Source organism: Aeromonas sp. FDAARGOS 1403 (assembly GCF_019047325.1).
In the GTDB taxonomy this organism is placed as follows: Bacteria; Pseudomonadota; Gammaproteobacteria; order Enterobacterales; family Aeromonadaceae; genus Aeromonas; species Aeromonas dhakensis.
Genome location: NZ_CP077249.1, coordinates 4,516,706 through 4,536,536 on the forward strand (window position 1 = coordinate 4,516,706; position 19,831 = coordinate 4,536,536).

Annotated in this window: 16 protein-coding genes; 10 read left to right on the forward strand and 6 right to left on the reverse strand. The window is 61.6% G+C overall.

Annotated features, from left to right (window positions below):
- Window positions 1-40: 40 nt before the first annotated feature.
- From oxyR to I6L33_RS20610, 4 genes are all read right to left on the reverse strand, one after another.
- A complete protein-coding gene (gene oxyR, locus I6L33_RS20595; protein ID WP_010633192.1) occupies window positions 41-937 on the reverse strand; it encodes a DNA-binding transcriptional regulator OxyR in 897 nt (298 codons plus the stop codon).
- Window positions 938-1,082: 145 nt separating this feature from the next.
- Window positions 1,083-2,723: a methyl-accepting chemotaxis protein gene (locus I6L33_RS20600; RefSeq protein ID WP_017764994.1), complete on the reverse strand. Its 1,641-nt coding sequence runs from the start codon at window positions 2,721-2,723 to the stop codon at window positions 1,083-1,085.
- A gap of 218 nt (window positions 2,724-2,941) precedes the next feature.
- On the reverse strand, window positions 2,942-3,589 hold the full coding sequence (locus I6L33_RS20605) for a DsbA family protein (protein ID WP_216973253.1): 648 nt from the start codon (window positions 3,587-3,589) through the stop codon (window positions 2,942-2,944).
- A 75-nt stretch (window positions 3,590-3,664) separates the two neighbouring features.
- On the reverse strand, window positions 3,665-4,525 hold the full coding sequence (locus tag I6L33_RS20610; RefSeq protein ID WP_005298358.1) for a Vmh family MBL fold metallo-hydrolase: 861 nt from the start codon (window positions 4,523-4,525) through the stop codon (window positions 3,665-3,667).
- A gap of 127 nt (window positions 4,526-4,652) precedes the next feature.
- Between I6L33_RS20610 and I6L33_RS20615 the strand changes: the two genes are divergently transcribed.
- Window positions 4,653-5,552 (forward strand): LysR family transcriptional regulator, encoded by a 900-nt coding sequence (locus I6L33_RS20615; RefSeq protein WP_017764991.1) that lies wholly within the window; start codon window positions 4,653-4,655, stop codon window positions 5,550-5,552.
- Between the two features lie 63 nt (window positions 5,553-5,615).
- Here I6L33_RS20615 and I6L33_RS20620 read toward each other — a convergent pair whose 3' ends face one another.
- The gene (locus I6L33_RS20620; RefSeq protein WP_216973254.1) at window positions 5,616-6,392 is read right to left on the reverse strand and encodes a BPSS1780 family membrane protein; all 777 of its coding nucleotides are present in this window, start codon (window positions 6,390-6,392) and stop codon (window positions 5,616-5,618) included.
- A gap of 176 nt (window positions 6,393-6,568) precedes the next feature.
- Here I6L33_RS20620 and I6L33_RS20625 point away from each other — a divergent pair, with 176 nt between their 5' ends.
- Window positions 6,569-7,420, forward strand: a complete 852-nt coding sequence (locus tag I6L33_RS20625) for a hypothetical protein (RefSeq protein ID WP_216973255.1) — start codon at window positions 6,569-6,571, stop codon at window positions 7,418-7,420.
- A gap of 43 nt (window positions 7,421-7,463) precedes the next feature.
- On the forward strand, window positions 7,464-8,288 hold the full coding sequence (locus tag I6L33_RS20630; protein ID WP_216973256.1) for a M23 family metallopeptidase: 825 nt from the start codon (window positions 7,464-7,466) through the stop codon (window positions 8,286-8,288).
- An 87-nt stretch (window positions 8,289-8,375) separates the two neighbouring features.
- Here the strand turns inward: I6L33_RS20630 and I6L33_RS20635 are convergent, their stop codons facing one another.
- Complete coding sequence (locus tag I6L33_RS20635; protein WP_216973257.1) at window positions 8,376-9,710, reverse strand: MATE family efflux transporter; 1,335 nt, start codon at window positions 9,708-9,710, stop codon at window positions 8,376-8,378.
- 155 nt (window positions 9,711-9,865) lie between these two features.
- Between I6L33_RS20635 and mscM the strand changes: the two genes are divergently transcribed.
- The 7 genes from mscM (at window position 9,866) to frdD (ending at window position 19,800) form a co-directional block, all read left to right on the forward strand.
- Entirely contained in the window at window positions 9,866-13,144 is a 3,279-nt protein-coding gene (mscM, locus tag I6L33_RS20640; RefSeq protein ID WP_216973258.1) for a miniconductance mechanosensitive channel MscM, read from the forward strand.
- Between the two features lie 22 nt (window positions 13,145-13,166).
- Entirely contained in the window at window positions 13,167-13,877 is a 711-nt protein-coding gene (locus I6L33_RS20645; RefSeq protein ID WP_216973259.1) for a glycerophosphodiester phosphodiesterase, read from the forward strand.
- A gap of 132 nt (window positions 13,878-14,009) precedes the next feature.
- Window positions 14,010-15,887 (forward strand): methyl-accepting chemotaxis protein, encoded by a 1,878-nt coding sequence (locus I6L33_RS20650; protein WP_017764984.1) that lies wholly within the window; start codon window positions 14,010-14,012, stop codon window positions 15,885-15,887.
- A 517-nt stretch (window positions 15,888-16,404) separates the two neighbouring features.
- Window positions 16,405-18,189 carry a fumarate reductase (quinol) flavoprotein subunit gene (gene frdA / locus I6L33_RS20655; protein WP_005298339.1) on the forward strand — a complete coding sequence of 595 codons (1,785 nt, stop codon included), beginning with the start codon at window positions 16,405-16,407 and terminating at the stop codon, window positions 18,187-18,189.
- Window positions 18,182-18,916, forward strand: a complete 735-nt coding sequence (locus I6L33_RS20660; protein ID WP_005298338.1) for a succinate dehydrogenase/fumarate reductase iron-sulfur subunit — start codon at window positions 18,182-18,184, stop codon at window positions 18,914-18,916. Before frdA ends, I6L33_RS20660 begins: the two co-directional genes overlap by 8 nt.
- A 16-nt stretch (window positions 18,917-18,932) precedes the next feature.
- Complete coding sequence (locus tag I6L33_RS20665; RefSeq protein ID WP_005298336.1) at window positions 18,933-19,331, forward strand: fumarate reductase subunit C; 399 nt, start codon at window positions 18,933-18,935, stop codon at window positions 19,329-19,331.
- Window positions 19,332-19,443: 112 nt separating this feature from the next.
- Complete coding sequence (frdD, locus tag I6L33_RS20670; RefSeq protein WP_005298330.1) at window positions 19,444-19,800, forward strand: fumarate reductase subunit FrdD; 357 nt, start codon at window positions 19,444-19,446, stop codon at window positions 19,798-19,800.
- The last annotated feature ends 31 nt before the right edge of the window (window positions 19,801-19,831 follow it).

Below are 19,831 nucleotides of genomic sequence, written 5' to 3' on the forward strand. Positions count from 1 at the left end.
AGGCGCCGGTTTTCTTTTGGTGAACACGAATGCGTTGTCGTCAGCCGAGCAGGCTTTTCATCAGGCTCGAGATGCGGGCCGCCAGCTCGTTGAAGCAGGGCCGGCGCACCGAGTAGTGGCGGTAGAGCAGCGCTATGGTACGCCCCGGTACCGGATCGATCACCGGCCGGTAGCTCACGCCGCCCTCTTCGGTATTGGCAGGCACCGCTAGCCTGGGTACCAGCGTCATGCCGCTGCCGGCTGCCACCATGTTGCGCAGCGTCTCCAGGCTGGTGCCCTTGAAACGTTGATCCTCGCCGATGCCGGCGGCAAAACAGAAGCCCATCGCCTGATCCCGCAGACAGTGGCCATCGGCCAGCATCAGCAGCTTCTTGCCCTTCAGATTGCTGAGCGGCACCGCCTTGGCCTTCGCCTCCGGATGCTGCTGGGGCACCGCCAGCCACATGGGCTCCTGATAGAGAGGGATGGAGCCAAACCCTTCCATCCCCTCCAGTTCGGCCAGGATCAGGCAGTCCAGCTCCCCCTCTTCCAGCCGTTTGAGCAGCACCTGGGTCTGCTCTTCATAGAGGTAGAACTCCAGCTTGGGAAAATGTTCGCGCAGATCCTGGATGATGTGTGGCAACAGATAGGGACCGACGGTGGGAATGAAGCCGATGTGGATCTCGCCAGACATGGGTTCGGCAAAGTGCTGGCCTATGCTCTTGAGTTCGCGCACCTCTTTGAGCACCTTGCGAGCCTGCTGCGCCATGGCATCGCCAGCCGGGGTAAACAGCACCTTGCGGGAGGTGCGCTCGATCAGGATCACCCCCAGCTCATCCTCCAGCTTGCGCAGCTGGCCGCTCAGGGTCGGCTGACTGACGAAACAGCGCTCGGCCGCCTTGCGAAAGTGCTTCTCCTCTTCCAGCGCCACCAAATACTCGAGATCGCGAAGGTTCATACATCCAGAATCCTGCCAACCAATGGGGCCATTAGCATGCCCAAGAACGGCGGGAGGGACAAGGGATGGTGAGATTGGACAGACCATGCACAGGGGATAAATAAAACGGGCCCGGATCCTGGCCCGTCGGGTCAGCGTCGCCTCATCACACCCGGAAGCGGCGTACCAGCTCCTGCAGCTGGGTGGCCAGATGGTTCAGGTCGTTGCAGGCCTGCGCCATCTGGGTCGCCCCGGCCGCCACCTCTTCCGAGGCATGGCTGATATTGACCACGTTGCGGTTGAGCTCTTCACTCACCGCCCCCTGCTCTTCGGTGGCGGTCGCAATCTGGATGTTCATGTGGGAGATGCTCTCCACCGAGCCGCTGATCTCGGAGATGGACGCCCCCGCCTCACGCGCCGTACTGACGGTGGAGTTCATCATATCCTGACTTTGCTGCATGGTGGTGCCGGCCTGCTCGGCCCGCTGCTGCAGTTCGGCAATGATGGTGTTGATCTGGGAGGTGGAGTCCTGGGTCCGTTTCGCCAAGGTGCGCACCTCATCGGCCACCACCGCAAAACCGCGCCCCTGTTCCCCGGCCCGGGCCGCCTCGATGGCGGCGTTCAGTGCCAGCAGGTTGGTCTGCTCGGCGATCCCGCGAATGACCTCCAGCACCATGCCGATGTTGCGGCTGTCGTCACCTAACTGATGAATCACCACGGCGGTGCTCTCGATGGCTCCGGCCACCTGCTCAATGCGCTTGATGGAGTCGTTGACGGTGCGGGCCCCCAGCTCGGCGGTGCTGCTGGCGGCGCTGGCGGCACTGGCGGCATCGCTGGTGTTGCGGGACACCTCCTGCACCGTCGCCTGCATCTCGTTCATGGCGGTGGCCAGCTGGTTCAGCTCGTGCTGCTGGCTGTTCATGTTGTTGGCGGACTGACGGGCAACCGCGCTGATCTCTTCGGCCGCAGAGCTCAGTTGCACCACGGAGCCGGAGACTTCACTGACCAGATTGCGCAAGTTTTTCTGCATTTCGCCAAAGCCCTTGGCCAGTTGACCCAGCTCGTCATTGTTGAACTGGCTGGTGTCAAGATGGGTCGCCAGATCACCTCCCGACACTTTACCAACCACCTCCAGCAACGCGTTGACCGGGCGCTTGATCTGCTGAGTCAGATACCAAGCCACCAACACCACGAAAAGCAGCGTCACGAGTCCAATCGCTATGCTGAGCAGTTTGGCTGACTCATATGATTGCTCACTGCTGGTATGCATGGCACTACCAATGCGGTCGTTAATCTCGCGCAACGTCATTGTGAGCTGAGTGGTCTGGTCCAACGTAGTGCGGGTAATGCCATCCCGATACTCGCCAATCTTGGCGCCTTCGTTGTTCATGACCGCTTGATACAGCTGATCATGGGCGCTGAAGTAGGCCTCTCCTGCTGGTTGCAAGGCACGATAGGTCTGCTCTTCTTCTGCGTCGTTGAAAGCCAAACGGCCATAATCCGACAACGCTTTTAGAAAGCGAGCCTTGGCATCCGAGAAACTGTCGTTCCGTTTGGCGATATCCGCCTGGTCATTGTTGGTCAACGCAATGACCATGGCCAGCTCGGCTCGACGCGCATCCAGCAGCGCAACGTGCATTTGGCTGGCATAGCGAATGGAAGGCACCAGGTTATTGACAATAAGCTGAGTGTTCGCATTCAGGTAGGAGAGCCTGGAGATCCCAAATCCGGCGATGACCAGCACCAATAATGCCAACACCGCAAAACCGGCGCTCAACTTCTGACCTATAGACATATTTTTGAACATGATTGGTATCCTTGGCGGCTAGACGCAAGCCCCTGACATCGAACGTCCGGGCTATCCCCATAGAGCATAGCGCGATGATTGCAAGCGGATGATTTTCAAACTATCCGCGGCTCAATATATCGCCCTTCACGGGGATAGCATGAGGGTCGCCCAGGCAAGAAAATCCACTCAGGACTCATCCGATCAAGGTTATCTTCGGCAGGACACCAATTCCCCCCTCAGCGCCCCATCAGCTGCTGGATATGGCGGGCAAATGCTTGCGGCTCGCCCAGGAAAGAGGACGCTGACAGGGGCGTTACCTTGTCCCCCCGCACCAGCCCCAGAGTCGGGTAACCCTGCCCGCCGAGACGACGCATCCAGACCTGGCTGTCCGCCAGATGGCTTGCCAGCTCAACCGCCTGATAAGCCTGCACGAAGGCCTCCTGCGCAATGCCCTGCTCCGCCGCCAGGCTGGTCAGATGCTCGAGAGAACCGATCCAGATGCCATCGCGATAGTGGGATTGCTGGATGCGGTGCAGCATCACCAACCCATTGCCCCCCAAGGATGCCACCGCCAGGATGGCGCGGATCGGCTGCTCCGAATCCAGCAGCAGGCCATCTCGCAGCAGCAGCTCGTTGAAATAGCGCTCGCCGAAAGGCTGACCGGTCAGCGCCTGGATCCGCTCGTCATGGGGGCGCACATAGTCGCGCAGCGCCTGACCCATGGCCTGGCGGCGGCCACCCAGCCAGAGACCGCCGGCATGCAGTTCGATCTGCAAGCCGGCGACATCGGCCGCGGCTTTCAGCAGCGGGGCAGCGCCATAGCACCAGCCACAGAGGGGGTCATAGACATAATGGAGGGTTGTTTGCACTTCGTTCATCATCATTCTCGCTTCAATTCTGGATAAAAAACCGGGCCCTCGGGCCCGGTAAAAAAACACAGGGAAGTAGGCGTCAGGGGGTTACCACTTCATCTCGCCGGTATTGACCTTGGCACCGATGGCCAGACCATCGTCGACCGGCAGGGACGGGTAAGCCTTCTTCAACGCTTCAATCAGCTGCCCGGAGTTCTTGGCCTTGGCCAGCTCCTGCTCAAAGCGCTCTACGTAGTCACGGGTGAAGGTCACGGCTTCGGTACCCTTGGGCGCAGTCCCCAGGAAGTGACCCGGCACCACGCGCTCAGGCTTCAGAGCCAGCAGATTGTTCAGCGCCTTGACCCAGTTGCTGCGAGCGGCCTTGGTCTGGCTGTCCGCCATCCACACATGTACGCCGCTGTAGACCGGCACACCACCCAAGGCAGTCTTGATAGACGGCGCCCACAGGTAGGCATTCGGAGTGTTCATCTCCTTGATCTCGATCTTCTCGCCATCCAGGGTCAGGTGGCTGGCCGTCATCACTTGCGGCACGGTCAGGCTTTTGGGTGCACCCTTGCCCAGAATGGGGCTCCAGTAGCTCAGCTTGGCATCCTTGGTCTGGTTGATGTGGTCAACCACATGTTGGTCGGCCAGCACCTTGACGTCGGGGAACGCGGCCATGACAGGTTCCAGACCGAAGTAGAAGTCGGGGTCACCGGCACTGATATAGACGGTGGTCAGTTTCTTGCCGCTCTTCTTGATCATGTCGACCAGTGCCTGACCATTTTGCACGTCGAACTGGGCATCGATCAGGATCGCCTCCTTGTCACCGGCCACCAGTGAAGAGGAGACCGGGAAGATGGCCTTCTCGCCAGGGTTGTAGACAGTTACGGTCAGTGGGGCAGCCATGGCGGCACCGCTCAGCAGGGTGGTAGCCAGGGTCAGATTGCGGATCAGGGTATTGTTCATCGGGTATTCCTCATCAAGTCATCAGGGGTTCATCAGATGGACACAGTTTATTGGATCACTTTCGGTACAAATACAGCATAATGAGCGCATCACTGTTGCATTAATCGAGCATATAGAGAGCCTGAACATGGATCGACTGACCGCATTGCGGGTCTTTGTCAGCGTAGTCGAACAGGGCAGCCTGAGCGGCGCCGGGGAGAAACTGGAGATGTCGCGTGCCATGGTGACCCGCTATCTGGCGGAGCTGGAGCAGTGGATGGGGGCACGGCTGCTGCACCGCACCACTCGCCGGCTCAGCCTGACCGGCCCGGGGGAAGAGGCGTTGAACCGGGCCCGGGCCATGCTGGCGCTGGGGGAAGAGATGGAGCAGATCGCCGTGCGCGGCGACGAGGCGCCCAAGGGGCAGCTGCGCATCACCAGCAGCTATTCGCTCTCGGAAGCCCTGCTGGTGGGGGCCGCCAACGACTACCTGGCGCGCTATGCTGGCACCGCCATCGATATCCTGCTGCTGGACCGGACCGTCAACCTGGTGGAGGAGCGGATCGATCTCGCCATCCGCATCACCAATGATCTCGATCCCAACCTGGTGGCCCGCCGGCTCGGCACCTGCCACTCCGTGGTCTGTGCCAGCCCGGCCTATCTGGCCAGGCACCCGACGCCGCACAAGGTGCAGGAGCTCGCCCTGCACAACTGCCTCACCTACACCTATTTTGGCAAGAGCCTGTGGGAATTTCAGGGGCCGGACGGGCCCGAATCTGTGCCGGTCAGCGGCAACCTCAGCGCCAACATCTCCAACCTGTTGCTGGAGGCGACCCTGGAAGGTGCCGGCATCAGCCTGCAGCCTCGCTATTCCGCCCAGCCCCATCTCGAGACCGGCACTCTGGTACCGCTGCTGGAGCAGTGGCAGCCCAAGCGACTCGGCGTCTACGCCGTCTATGGCACCCGCAAGCAGATGTCACCGCTGTTGCGCAGCTTCCTCGACTTTATGGTGGAGCGAATGGCCGCCGACCCCATGTGGCGTGATTAAACCGGCATGAAAAAGGGGCCAGCAGGCCCCTTTCGTTCAATATGCCAGACTCGCTGGCCGCATTCAGGCTTCGAAACCGCTCAGCGGGGCCTCGGCCGGCGTCTCCTGCGCCACATCCAGGAAGATCTCCCGATATGCCACATAGATGGAGTAGTTGAGCGCCGGGATCACTACCAGCAGCCCCACCAGCATCAGCGCCGCACCAAACAGCATCAGGATGGCGGCGACTATGCCCCACCAGAGGAAGGGCCACATGTTGGTCAGGCAGCCTTTGAAGCTGAGCTTGGCCGCCTGCAGGATCCCCACGTCGTGGAAATAGATGAGCGCGGGGGCGAAGGTAACGGCCATCAGCACCGGGATCAGCAGCGCCAGCCCCAGCAGCAGGCAGAGCAGCAGCCCCTGGGCCTGGGCCGCCGTGACCACCAGGGATTCGGGATCCTGGGTCAGCAGGGAGGTAAGCCCCCACATGGAGAGCAGCCCCAGGCAGATGAGACCGATCAGGCTGAACAGGGCCAGCACCAGCAGCCCCCCCAGCATCAGCGGGGTCAGCTTGTGCCGAAAGCCGGAGAAAAAGTCGGCGAAGCGCAGCGGGTTGCCTTCATAGCCGTGGTGGGCCACCGCCACCCAGCCGGCGCCCCACACCATGTAGAGCAGCTGGGAGATGAGGCTGCCCGCCGGCAGGCGCTCCAGCAGCAGACCGACCGCAAACCAGACGAGAACCATGCCGACGCTGGCCCCCATCCCCTTGTTGAAGATATCGAAGCCGGACCGCACCCAGACCCAGCCACGCCCTATGGGGTGACGAGCGGGAGCTGTGCGCAGGGGGGACAATCCATTCATAACATTTCCTCGGATGAAAACGGCTGGTTGCCGATTCTAGAGCCATGGGGCCCCCGACTCAATGGCGGGCCGCCGTCGACACCGCAGGTGCACGTCATGGCTGCTTGTATCAGACGTTACGGTTATCATAAGAGACCCCTCTGCAAGGGGCATTCACTTATTCAAGAGAATCCAAAATGTGTACATCTCACCTGGCGCCGCTGCTGCTGGCCTCCCTGTTGCTCAACCTCTGGCAGTGGCAAGCCGACCACACCGCCGCCCAGCCGGAATCAGAGGCCGCCGGCACCGCCCGCTCAGCCCAGTGCGACGCGTCAGCTTCCCAGAGCAGCAGCCAGAACCCGGGGCAAAGCCTGCTGGCCAAGCTGCCCGGCAAGGGCCCCCAGAGCGAGCCAGCTCCCACCCAGGAGGCGCTCCCCTCCAACCCCGAGCTGGAAGCCGCCATCAGCCAGTGGAGCCAGTCGAGCGAAGGGTCCGTGCTGATCGAACGGCTTTATGACGCCGAGCAGGGCAGCCAGCTCACCACCGTATTCGATCGGCTCGACATCGTGGAGGACGTGCGCGGCCAGGTGCAGGAGCAGCTGCGCGAGCTCTATCGCCTCGGCTTCGATCATCCCGACGCCTATGAGCAGGAGAGCCAGCGCATCTGGAGCAACCTCAGCAACCTGCTGGGGGAGGATACCCGCACCCGGCTCGAGCAGGAGATCTACTCGGGCGACACCAACCGTCTGTTGGAGATCCAGGGCCGCCTGGCGGAGCGCGGCGAGCTGCTGGCACCGGCCCAGCGCCAATCCCTGACGCGCCTGTTGAGCGAGGCGAACCAGCAGCTGGCCCAACAGGAGAGCGGCGATGCCGGCACCTATCTGGAGAACCAGCGCGCCTATACCCAGCGGGTACTGGAGAGCAGCCGCGGCTTCCTGAGCCCGGATCAGCTCAAGGTGCTGCAAGACATGCTGGAACTGGATCTGGTGCGCCAGGAAGTCTCGGTTCAGATGGAAGCCATCTACCAGCGCTTCCAGCCAGCCTCCTGATTTCGTTACCTTTTCGTCTTAGTCAACCCAGCCTGGAATCATCATGAGAGTCGTTTGTTGTCTATTGTTGCTGCTGGCCAGCCAGTCCGCCCTCGCCGAGGGCTTCATCAGTCTCCTGCTCAACCACCCGGTGCCTGGCGGTGTCGCCGTGGTGCCCCTTGGCAGCGAGGCGCAGGCCCCGACCGCCCGCTATCAGGACAAGCCGGTGCTGGTGGTGCGTGAAGAGGGCAAGCGCTGGATTGCCATCGTCGGCATCCCCCTCAAGAGCCAGCCCGGCCCCCACCAGCTGCAGGTGAGCGATGGCCGCCCCCTCGGCTTCACGGTCGGCAGCAAGCACTACCGGGAGCAGCACATCAAGCTCAAGAACGGCCGTCAGGTCAACCCGTTGGCCGAGGACATGGCCCGCATCAACCGCGAGCTGGCGGAACAGACCCGCGCCTACCAGACCTTCAGCCCGGCCCAGCCCAGCAACCTGCTGTTCGACAAACCGGTGGAGGGTCCGCTCTCCAGCCCGTTCGGGCTGCGCCGCTTCTTCAACGGCGAGGAGCGCAACCCCCACTCCGGCCTCGACTTCGCGGTCGGTGCCGGCACCCCCATCAAGGCACCAGCCGCTGGCAAGGTGATCCTGATCGGCAACTACTTCTTCAACGGCAACACGGTGTTCGTCGATCACGGCCAGGGGCTCATCAGCATGTTCTGCCACATGTCGAAGGTCGACGTGAAGCTGGGCCAAAGCCTGCCCCGCGGCGGCATCGTCGGCCGGGTCGGCGCCACCGGCCGCGCCACCGGTCCCCACATGCACTGGAACGTCAGTCTCAACGACGCCCGCGTCGACCCCGCCATCTTCATCGGCGCCTTCAAGCCCTGAGGCCGGAGACCTGTCGCGCGCAGGCAGGGGCGTTCAAAACGAAAAAGGCAGCCGAGGCTGCCTTTTTCATGGACGAATGACCACATGTCAGGCAGCGCTGTGCTGGCGCGCCTCCCTGTTCATCGCCCGCCACATCACCAGGACCAGCAGGGTGCTGCAGGTGGGCAGCGCCAGCCAGACGCCGGGTACCCCCCACAGGGAGGAGAAGCCCCACAGAAAGCCGCCGATCAGCACCAGCTTGCCGCCGGTGAGCAGGGAGGCGATGCGAGCCCGGTTGATGGCCTGGAAGTAGGTGGCCCCCACCAGCAGCAGGCCTTCCATCGGCAAGCCCCAGAAGTAGAGCCAGATGCCCAGGCTGGCCACCGGCAACAGGGCCGCGTTGTCGCCGGCAAACAGGTAGACCACCCCCTCCGGCCAGAGATAGAGCGGCAGCATGCCGCACAGGGCCACCAGCAACGTCACCCCGAGCGCCAGGTTGCGCACCCGCAGCACCCGTGCCCAGTTGCCCGCCCCGGCGTTGAAGCTGGCGATGGGCTGGATGCCCATGGCGATCCCCTCGAAGATGAGATAGAAGAAGGCTTCGCTGTAGCTGATGACCCCGTAGGCGGCCACGTGCAGCGAGGTGCCGACCGAGAGCAGCGCCTTGTTGTGCAGCGCCAGCACCACCGACAGGTAGAGGTACATCAGAAAGCTCGACACCCCGAGTCGCAATGTCTCCCCCATCAGCCGCCAGTCTGGCCGCAGGGTATCCCAGCGAATGCGCAGCTGGCTGCGCGGGGTGAAGAAGTGCCACAGGCACAGCCCCCCGGTCACCGCCTGGGAGAGCATGGTGGCAATGGCGGCCCCCGCCAGCCCCCAGGGGATCACCGCCATCAGCAGGTAGTCGAGCAGCACGTTGAGCACGCCGCCCCCCACCAGGATCCAGGTGGTGAGGCCGGGTCGCCCATCGTTGCGCAGCAGGGCGGTAAAGGCCATGGAGAGCACCGCGAACACCCCGAGCCAGGAATACCACTGCAGATAGGCGTATCCAGCGTCGAAGATGGCCCCCTCCGCCCCCATCCACACCAGCATCTCGTCACCGTAGTGGATGCCGATGAAGGCGAGCAGCGCCGAGGCAATGAGCACCATCACCAGCGCGTTGCCGACGATGTGACGGGCCCTGGCCTGCTCCCCCTTGCCCAGATAAAACGAGGCGAGCGCCGAGGAGCCCATGCCGATCAGCGCCCCCACCGCATAGAGCACGGCGCAGATGGGGTAGGCCAGCATCATGCCGGCCAGGCCGTCCTGGCCCAGGATATGGCCGACGAAGATGCCGTCTATGGTGACATAGATGCCGGTGACCAGCATGGCGGCCACGGTCGGAGTGACGTAGCGCCAGAACAGGCGGGAAAGGGGGGCCGTGCCCAGATCGACTGCGGACATAGGATGCTCAATGGAGGGGAAAACGGCCGGAATGATAGCCAAAGCGGGCCGGGATCGCCCGTTATTTATGTTACAAATCATTAATATGGAAAACTTTACCCGCCCAAGCCCCTGCTTTAGGCTAGGGCGACTCCACCTGAACGGAAACGTGCGCCATGTTGCAACGCCTGCTCTCCCTGCTGCTCTGCCTTACTCTTCTCTCTCCCCTTGCCCAGGCCGATGACGCCATCACCCAGGTGGAAGAGCTGCTGCAGAGCGTGCCCAAGACGGACACCCCGGAGAACCAGAAGCTGCGGGAGAGCTACCAGCAGGCGCTGCAATTTGCCCGGGAAGCCCAGCGCTACCGCGAGCAGGGCAAGGCCTATCAGCAGGTGCTCATCGACTATCCCAAGGAGTCGGCCCGCCTCAAGGAGAGCCTGCACAACTACCAGCCCCAGCCTCGCCCTGCCCTCTCTTCCCTGAAGGAGGAGGCGCTGCGCCAGGCCATCGGCCTGAGCAGCAACCGCCAGCTCAACCTGCGCAAGGAGCGCCAGGGGGTGATGGACAGCCTCAACCAGCTGGAGAGCACAGGCCAGGAGTATCACCTGCGGGTCGACGAGCTGCGCAAGCAGTTGCAGCAGACCCGTGCCCTGCTCGATCGGCTCAGCTTCAGCAGCGAGTCTGACCGCCAGCAGGATGCCCAGCAGCTGGTGACCCGCCTCAAGGAGCAGAGCCTCTCCGACCGGATCCAGATGCTGGAGCTGGAGCAGCTCTCCGCCCAGCAGCGCAACGATCTGGGCAAGCTCAGGCTGCAGGAGCTCAACCTCGCCATCACCGACGAGGACGAGTGGCAGACCAGCCTGCTCAACCAGCAGAACCAGCTGCGCCGCGACAAGACAGAACAGGCGCTGGCGGAGAGCGAGCGGCTGCGCAAGCAGCTCACCTCCGACATGCCGCTGCTGCTGGAGCAGCAACAGCAGAACCAGGCGCTCTCCATCCAGCTCGGCGCGCTCGAAGATCAGATTGAGCGGGTGCAGGACGAGCAGCGGGTGATCGACACGAACCTCTCGACCCTGAACGACCTGGTCAACTCGGTGCGCGAGCAACTGGAGTGGCTGCAGATCAGCAACGCCTACGGCGAGAACCTGCGCAGCAAACTCTCGGATCTGCCCGCCTACTTCCCCCTCGACAAGCTGGAGTCGGCCATCGTCAACGCCCGCATGGCCAAATACCAGTACGAGACCGAGCAGGATGCCCTCAAGGATCCGCGTCAGCTGCGCGATCAGCTGCTGACCACCGACGGCATCACCCTGGATCGCGCCCAGCTGGCGGTGCTCGACAACCTGCTCAAGGCCAGGCGGCAGCTGCTGACCCGACTCAACGACGCCGCCGACAGCCTCATTCAGGAGCAGACCCGGCTCAAGCTGCTCTACAGCCGCCAGAACAGCAAGATCGACGAGATCCGCGAGCTCAGCGCCAGCCACCTGTTCTGGATGCCGGACGTGCGACCGCTCACCCCTGCCGTGCTGCTCGGGGTGCCGGCCGCCCTCGGCCTCGCCCTCAACCCGGTCAACTGGCTGCAGCTGCCCCAGGCCATCGCCGAGAACAACCCCATCACCCTCACCTTCGCCGGTATCGGCATCCTGGTGCTGGCCTGGTGCTGGTTCAAGCTGGCTCGCCACCTGACCCACTACAGCCAGTACATAGCGCCCCGCATCGGCAAGGTGACCCAGGACAAGTTCAGCCTCACCAGCCGGCTGCTGATGCGCTCCCTGCTGGCCTCCCTGCCGCTGCCCGCCATGGTGCTGATGGTGCGCGGCCTGCTCGACGGCGCCTGGCAATACCCGTTCGCGGTGGCGGTGGCCCGCGGCCTCGGCGAGATCTGGTTCCTGCTGCTGGCGCTCTTGATGGCCCGCCACCTGACGCTGGAGAAGGGGATCCTGATCCTCCATTTTCGCTGGCAGAAGGAGAGGGTGCAGAAGGTGTGGAGCCAGTTTCGCACCCTGCTGCTGGTGATCATCCCGAGCTTCTTCGTGCAGGGCATGGCCAACAGCTATCAGGAGCACGCCTTCTACGACTCCCTCGGCCGGCTGGCCTTCATCGTCGGCGCCCTCTGGCTGCTGCTGTTCTTCGCCCGCCTCAACCGGGAGCGGCTGCCGCTCACCTGGGGCCAGGCCGACATGAGCAAGCCCCACCTGCTGCACCACTTCATCTGGAACAGCCTGATGCTGGCGCCGCTGCTGGCGGTGATCGGCTCTCTGCTCGGCTACTTCTATACCTCCCGCATCCTGCTGCGCCAGCTGGAGCTGAGCCTGCTGATGGGGCTGGGTTGCCTGCTCGTCTACTATCTGGCGCACCGCTGGATGCTGATCCAGCGCCGCCGCCTCGCCTTCGAGCGGGCCAAGAGCAAGCGCGCCGAGATCCTGGCCCTGCGCGGCCGGGAAGAGGGACACGACGAGCTCAGCTCCGAGATCCCGGACGTGGTGGAGGACACCGAACTGGATCTGGACACCATCAGTGCCCAGTCCCTCGGGCTGGTGCGCACCCTGCTGATGCTGGGCTTCACCATGCTGGTGGTGGTGCAGTGGTCCGAACTCAACTCGGCGTTCAGCTTCCTGCGCAGCATCGAGGTGTGGCAGGTGAGCAGCAAGATCGGCGGCATCGAGCAGGTCGTCGCCATCACATTGCAGGATCTGATGCTGACGGCCTTCACCTTCATCCTGACCGTGGTCACCGCCCGCAACCTGCCGGGCCTGATGGAGTTGACCCTGCTCCAGCACCTGAGCCTCTCTCCCGGCACCGGTTTTGCCATCACCACAGTGACCAAGTACATAGTACTGGTGGTGGGGGCGCTGACCGGCTTCTCCATTCTCGGCATCGACTGGTCCAAGGCGCAGTGGATGGTGGCGGCCCTCTCCCTGGGCCTGGGTTTCGGGCTGCAGGAGATCTTCGCCAACTTCGTCTCCGGCCTCATCATACTGTTCGAGAAACCGATCCGGCTCGGCGACACAGTCACCATCCGCGAGCTGACCGGCACCGTCACCAAGATCAAGACCCGCGCCACCACCATAGTGGATTGGGACAGGAAGGAGATCATCGTCCCCAACAAGGCCTTCATCACCGAGCAGTTCATCAACTGGTCGCTGTCCGACGCCATCACCCGGGTACGGCTGCGCATCCGCATCGGCCTGACCCAGGAGCCGAGAAAGATACAGACCATTCTGGAAGAGTCGATCAAGGCCTCCACCCTGGTGCTGGAGACCCCCTCCCCCGAGGTGTTCCTGATCGAATTCACCGACTCGGCCCTGATCTACGAGATCCGGCTCTACGTGAACAGCATGGATCACCGCATGCCCATCACCCACGAGGTCCACTCGCTGGTGCTGGAGAAACTGCAGCAACAGGGGCTGGGGCTGCCGCACCAGCAGATCGACATTCGTCTGAGCCGGGCCTGAGTCGCCCTCACAGGAGCACAACATGCAGATCATCGCCCATCGCGGCGCCAGCGGACTGGCACCGGAGAACACCCTCAAGGCCATCAGGCTAGCGCTGACGCTGGGGGCTGAAGCCATCGAGATCGACGTGCAGCAGGCCGACGGCGAACTGTGGGTCTTCCATGACCGCAGATTGGAGCGCTGCACCGACGGCCGCGGCGTGCTGATGGCCCAGTCACGCACCTATCTGGAAAGCCTGAATGCCGGCGAGGGAGAGGGGATCCCGACCCTGTGGCAGGTGATGGAGGCCATCGCCGGCCAGGTCGAGCTGCATATCGAGCTGAAAGGAGCACAAACAGCCGACGAGGTGGCCCGACTGACCCGGCGTGCCGAGGCCGAGCTTGGCTTCACGACCGCCCAGTGGGTCGTCTCCTCCTTCCACCATCCCGAGCTTGCCCGCTTCGCCGCACTGCGCCCCGAGATCAGGCTGGGGGCGCTCACCTCCACCATCCCCCTCACCCAGGCGGCCTTTGCGGCCGAGCTGGGTGCCTGGTCGCTCAACTGCGACGTGGATTTTGTCGATCAACAGCTGGTACAGGATGCCCACAAACGCGGGCTAAGAGTGTTGGTCTATACGGTCGATGAACCCGCCGATCAAGCGATGCTGGCCGCCATCGGCGTCGACGGCATCTTCACCAACCGGCCGGATCGTTTTCTGCCATCCGCCAAATTGGACTCATTGTGTCGGGGGTGATCGATAACCGCTGATTTAAGCTATAAATTTAATGGCGCACCGGGATACAAAAAGTTCGACTTTGGCCGATACAGTGTTGGCCCATAACAATAAAACCACACATCGCAGACTGAAGCTCACAAGGATGTAAACATGAACTTATCCATCAAGAACAAGCTTGTCCTCGCCATCGGGGTCATTATCCTGGTCATAACAGGCCTGCAGGTCTGGTACAACACAAGTCAACTGAAAAGCGAGACCCGGCGTCTGATCTGGAGCTTCATCGACGACAGCTCGGTCTCGAATGTCAAAGGCATCTCCCGCTGGCTGGATGCCCGCATCGGCATGGTCACCGCCACCAAGGAGGCCTTCGCCAAGGAAGACGAACCCATCAGCCATCTGGCCCAGACCATGAACGCAGGCAACTTCGACCTGGTCTACGTGGGCACCAAGGATGGCAAGATGATCCAGAGCAAGCCGACCGACCTGCCGGCCGGCTATGACCCCCGTCAACGTCCCTGGTACAAGGACGCCATGGCAGCCGGCAAGCTGGCCATCACCTCGCCCTACGCCGACATCACCACGGGTCAGCTGATCATCACCATCGCCGAGCCCTTCACCCGGGGCAACACCCAGGGGGTCATCGCCGGTGACGTCTCCATCGATGCCCTGGTACGCGATGTGCTGGCCCTCAATTCGGAAGGCACCTACGCCATCCTGGTTGACGGTAATGGCACCATCATCGCCCACCCGGACAAGGAGCTGGCGCTCAAGCCAGCCACCGCCCTCTCCCCCGATCTGACCGCAGCCAAAGTCAACGAACTGGCCCATGACAACACCATCTCCGAGATGGAGATCAGCGGCAAACCCAGCGTATTCGACCTGACCGAGATCCCGAACACCAACTGGTATTTCGGCATCGTGGTGGACGAAGCGGTCGCCTACCAGTCAGTCTCGCGCATGGTCACCTCCGCTCTGCTGCAAGGCCTGCTGACCATCCTCATCGTGGCCGGTTTCTCCTACGTCGCCATCAGCGGCTCCCTGGCACCGTTGAAGACCCTTGGCGAGGCGATTGCCGATCTCTCCCGCGGCAACGGGGATCTGACCCGCCGCGTCAAGATCGAGCGGGAAGACGAAGTGGGTATAGTCGCCAAACACGTCAACACCTTCATCGACCGCATCCACGTGATGGTGCAGGACATCTCCAACTCCTCCGGGCAACTGAACCAGCAGGCCAAGTCGTCCCACAACATGGCGGAGAAATCGAGCCAGGGTCTGGCCCGCCAGCAAAACGAGATCTCCCAGATCGCGACTGCGGTGCACGAGATGTCCGCCACAGCGGTGGAGGTGGCCAGCAACGCCGAGCAGACCGCCGATGCGGCCCGCAGCTCCTCCAGCAGCTGTGAGCACGGCAAGCAGGTGATCGCCCGCAACCAGCGCTCCATCACGGATCTCGCCACCCAGGTCAAACAGGCTTCCGGCATCATTCAGGAGCTGGAGAAGAACGCTCAGGAGATCAACACCATCCTCTCCACCATACAGGGCATCGCCGAGCAGACCAACCTGCTGGCACTGAACGCCGCCATCGAAGCAGCCCGTGCCGGCGAGCAGGGCCGCGGCTTCGCGGTAGTGGCCGACGAGGTGCGGGTGCTGTCACAGCGCACCCACAGCTCCACCGTCGAGATCCGCAACATGATCGAGACCCTGCAGCGCAACACCCAGGGCGCCGTCAGCACCATGCACGAAGGCCAGCTGCTGGCCCAGAACAGCGTGGAAGATGCCAACGATGCCACCCAGGCACTGGAGCAGATCACCGCCTCCATCAACCAGATCTCCGACATGGCGACCCAGATCTCCAGCGCCGCCGAGGAGCAGCGGGCCGTTACCGACGAGGTGAGCCGCAACATCCAGGCAGTCAAGGACGTCTCGGACGAGCTGGCGGTCGATGCCGACAGCTCACGCCATCTCTCTGAACAACTTAAAAATATTTCAGGTGAACTGAGCAATCAGGTCGGCATGTTCCGCATCTGATGCTGATCGACAAAAGGGGCCATGCAGGCCCCTTTTTTTATGAAAAAATGCTTTGGTTTCAATAGTTATTACCACATCAACCCGCAGGGATTACCGACTTTCCTGCACGAAACCGGTCAGCCCTCGATCCTGCAACAGCTAACTCACCGTGACATTCGGATTAGTTTTTTGAACTCAATCACCACATTCTTCTATCCGTGAATAATTCTTATTAAATATTTTTGATAAAAAACTTAAAAACTTTGGGGGTAATACCTAAAAAGAGAGGTGTTTCTCATTTTTTTGAAAGAAAACTACGTATAATCCTGAGCTTAAAATAACCATAGTAATGACAGCGGCTGATACCGATAACTGCAGGATGGCGATAATTACGGCGTTTTCATCCAAGGAATGGGGTGATTTTGATAAAGATCACCATTGCCAAGCACTAAAACAGACCAGTTTGACTTGCATCAAGCCTGAATTTTTTTCATAGAGCAAAATCGTGCCCAGCAAATCTATCCCTAAGGAGGCAGATGTGGATATTATCAAGACCGATGTCGCCATCATCGGTGCTGGTGGTGGTGGCCTGCGTGCCGCAATCGCCATAGCGGAAGCTCACCCGGAGCTGGAGATCGCCCTGATCTCCAAGGTCTACCCGATGCGCAGCCACACAGTGGCCGCAGAGGGCGGCGCCGCCGGTGTCGTCCGTGATGATGACTCCCTCGAAAACCACTTCAACGACACCGTCTCCGGTGGCGACTGGTTGTGTGAGCAGGACGTGGTCGACTACTTCGTCAACAATGCCACCAACGAGATGATCCAGCTGGAGCACTGGGGTTGCCCCTGGAGCCGCAAGCCGGACGGCAAGGCCAACGTGCGCCGTTTCGGCGGGATGAAGATCCCCCGTACCTGGTTCGCGGCAGACAAATCCGGTTTCCACATTCTGCACACCCTGTTCCAGACCTCCATCAAGTACCCGAGCATCAAGCGCTTTGACGAGCACTTCTGCATGGATCTCATCGTGGAAGATGGCCGCGTCCAGGGTGTACTGACCTTTGACATCCAGAACGGCATCACCCGCTTCATCCAGGCCAAATCCGTCATCCTGGCCACCGGTGGCGCCGGCCGTGTCTATCGCTACAACACCAACGGCGGCATCGTCACCGGTGACGGCATGGCGCTGGCCTACCGCCACGGCGTACCGCTGCGCGACATGGAGTTCGTCCAGTATCACCCGACCGGTCTGCCGGGCACCGGCATCCTGATGACCGAAGGTTGTCGTGGTGAGGGTGGCATCCTGCTCAACAAGGATGGCTACCGCTACCTGCAAGACTACGGCTTGGGCCCGGAAACCCCGGTCGGCCAGCCGAAGAACAAGCACATGGAGCTGGGTCCCCGTGACCGCCTCTCCCAGGCCTTCTGGCAGGAGCAGCAGAAAGGCCGCGTGATCCAGGGCCCGATGGGCGACGTGGTTCACCTCGACCTGCGCCACCTTGGCGAAAAGTACCTGAAGGAGCGTCTGCCGTTTATCTGCGAACTGGCCAAGGCCTACGTGGGTGTGGATCCGGTCAAGGAGCCGATCCCGGTACGTCCGACTGCCCACTACACCATGGGCGGCATCGAGACCAACGGCGCATGCGCCACCCGTCTGCCGGGCCTCTATGCCCTGGGCGAGTGTGCCTCCGTCGGTCTGCACGGCGCCAACCGTCTGGGTTCCAACTCCCTGTCCGAGATCGTGGTGTTCGGCAAGGTGGCCGGTGAGCACGCCGGTGAATTTGCCAAGACCCAGTCTCATGGCAACACCCAGGCGCTGGCCGCCAAGGCCGAGGCGCTCATCAAGCAGCACCTCTCCCTGCTCGATATCGACGGCACCGAAAACCCGGCGGATATCCGCAACGAACTGGGTATGTCCATGGAAGCCGGGGTCGGTATCTACCGTACCGAAGAGCTGATGCAGGGCACCATCGACAAGATCAACGAGCTGAAAGCCCGTTACAAGAAGATCAAGATCAACGACAAGTCCTCCGTCTTCAACACCGATCTGCTGTACGCCATCGAACTGGGCTACATGCTGGACGTGGCCGAAGCCATGGCGCACTCCGCCATCAACCGGAAAGAGTCCCGCGGTTCCCACCAGCGTCTGGACGGTTACGAGGAGCGCGATGACGTCAACTTCCTCAAGCACACTCTCTCCTTCTACAACGGCGAAGGGGCCCCGACCATCGACTATTCCGATGTGAAGATCACTAAATCCCAACCGGCCAAGCGCGTGTACGGTTCCGAGGGTGAGAAACAAGACGAGGCTAAGAAGAATGGCTGAGATGATCGAAATTGAAATCCTGCGCTACCGTCCCGAGCAGGATAACGAGCCCTGGATGCAGACCTTCCAGGTGCCCTACCTCAAAGAGATGTCCCTGCTGGATGCGCTGCAATACATCAAGGATCATCTGGACTCTACCCTGAGCTTCCGCTGGTCCTGCCGGATGGCGATCTGCGGCTCCTGCGGCATGATGGTCAACGGTATTCCGAAACTCGGTTGCAAGACCTTCCTGCGCGACTACCTGCCGGGCAAGATGACCATAGAGCCGCTCAACAACTTCCCGATCGAGCGCGATCTGGTGGTCGACATGTCCGACTTCATCGAGAAGCTGGAGAGCATCAAGCCCTACATCATCCCGTCTGAGCCGCGCAACCTGTGCGATGGCGAGTACACCCAGACCCCGGCTGACATGGCGAAGTATCACCAGTTCTCCATGTGCATCAACTGCGGTCTGTGCTACGCGGCCTGCCCACAGTATGGCATCAACAAGAAGTTCACCGGTCCGGCGGCCCTGGCGCTGGCCTATCGCTACAACGCCGACAACCGCGACAGCGCGTCCAAAGAGCGGATGAAGATCATCAGCCAGGACGAGGGCGTCTGGGGTTGCACCTTCGTGGGCTACTGCTCCGAAGTGTGCCCGAAAGGCGTGGATCCGGCGGCGGCCATCCAGCTTGGCAAGGTCGAGAGCGCCAAGGACTACATGATCGCCATGTTCAAGCCAGATTGAGAGCAGGAATGAGACCATGAACAACACCAATAGCAAGCGTAAGCCTTACGTCCGCGAAATGAAGAAAGACTGGTGGCTGAAGAATGCCTTCTACACCGGCTACATGATCCGCGAGGGCACCAGCATCTTCGTCTCCATCTACGCCGTCGTGCTGATGTGGGGTCTGCTGCGGCTGGTACAGGGTCAGGAGGCGTTCAACGGCTGGCTGGAATCCCTGCAAAGCCCGATCGCCATCCTGTTCCATGTCATCGCCCTGGCAGCCTGCCTGTTCCACGCCAAGACCTGGTTCGCACTGGCGCCGAAAGCCATGCGCATCTTCCGTGGCGAAGACCTGGTGCCGGAGAAGCCGATCGTCATCGCCCAGTATGTGGCGCTGGCGGTGGTATCCCTGCTTGTCCTGATCATCGTGGCCTGAGGAGAAAACAATGAGACGTTCTGACGAGCCTGGTTATTGGTGTCTTTTTGGTACCGGGTTCTCATTCAGAAACGTTGGCCACGATCACTCAATCATGATTTGAGGAAAAAATATGAGACGTTCTGACGAGCCTATATATTGGGGTCTGTTTGGTGCCGGCGGCATGGTCGTTGCCATGCTGCTGCCGGTCATTGTCCTCATCACAGGTCTGCTGGTGCCCATGGGCATCATGGACGTGGAGACCATGAGCTACGAGCGCGTGCTGGAATTCGCCAGCTCCTGGTGGGGTGCCTGCATCCTGCTGGCCATCATCGCCCTGCCCATCTGGCACGGCATGCACCGCATCTACCACGGCCTGCATGACTTGGGGATCCACACCACCAAGCTGCACCACTATGTGTTCTATGGCTTCGCCTTCCTGGTGTCCGCCATCACCCTGGGTCTGCTGATGGTGCTGGTGTTCCAGTAAGCACATCCAGACTGCATGACAAACCGGGCCA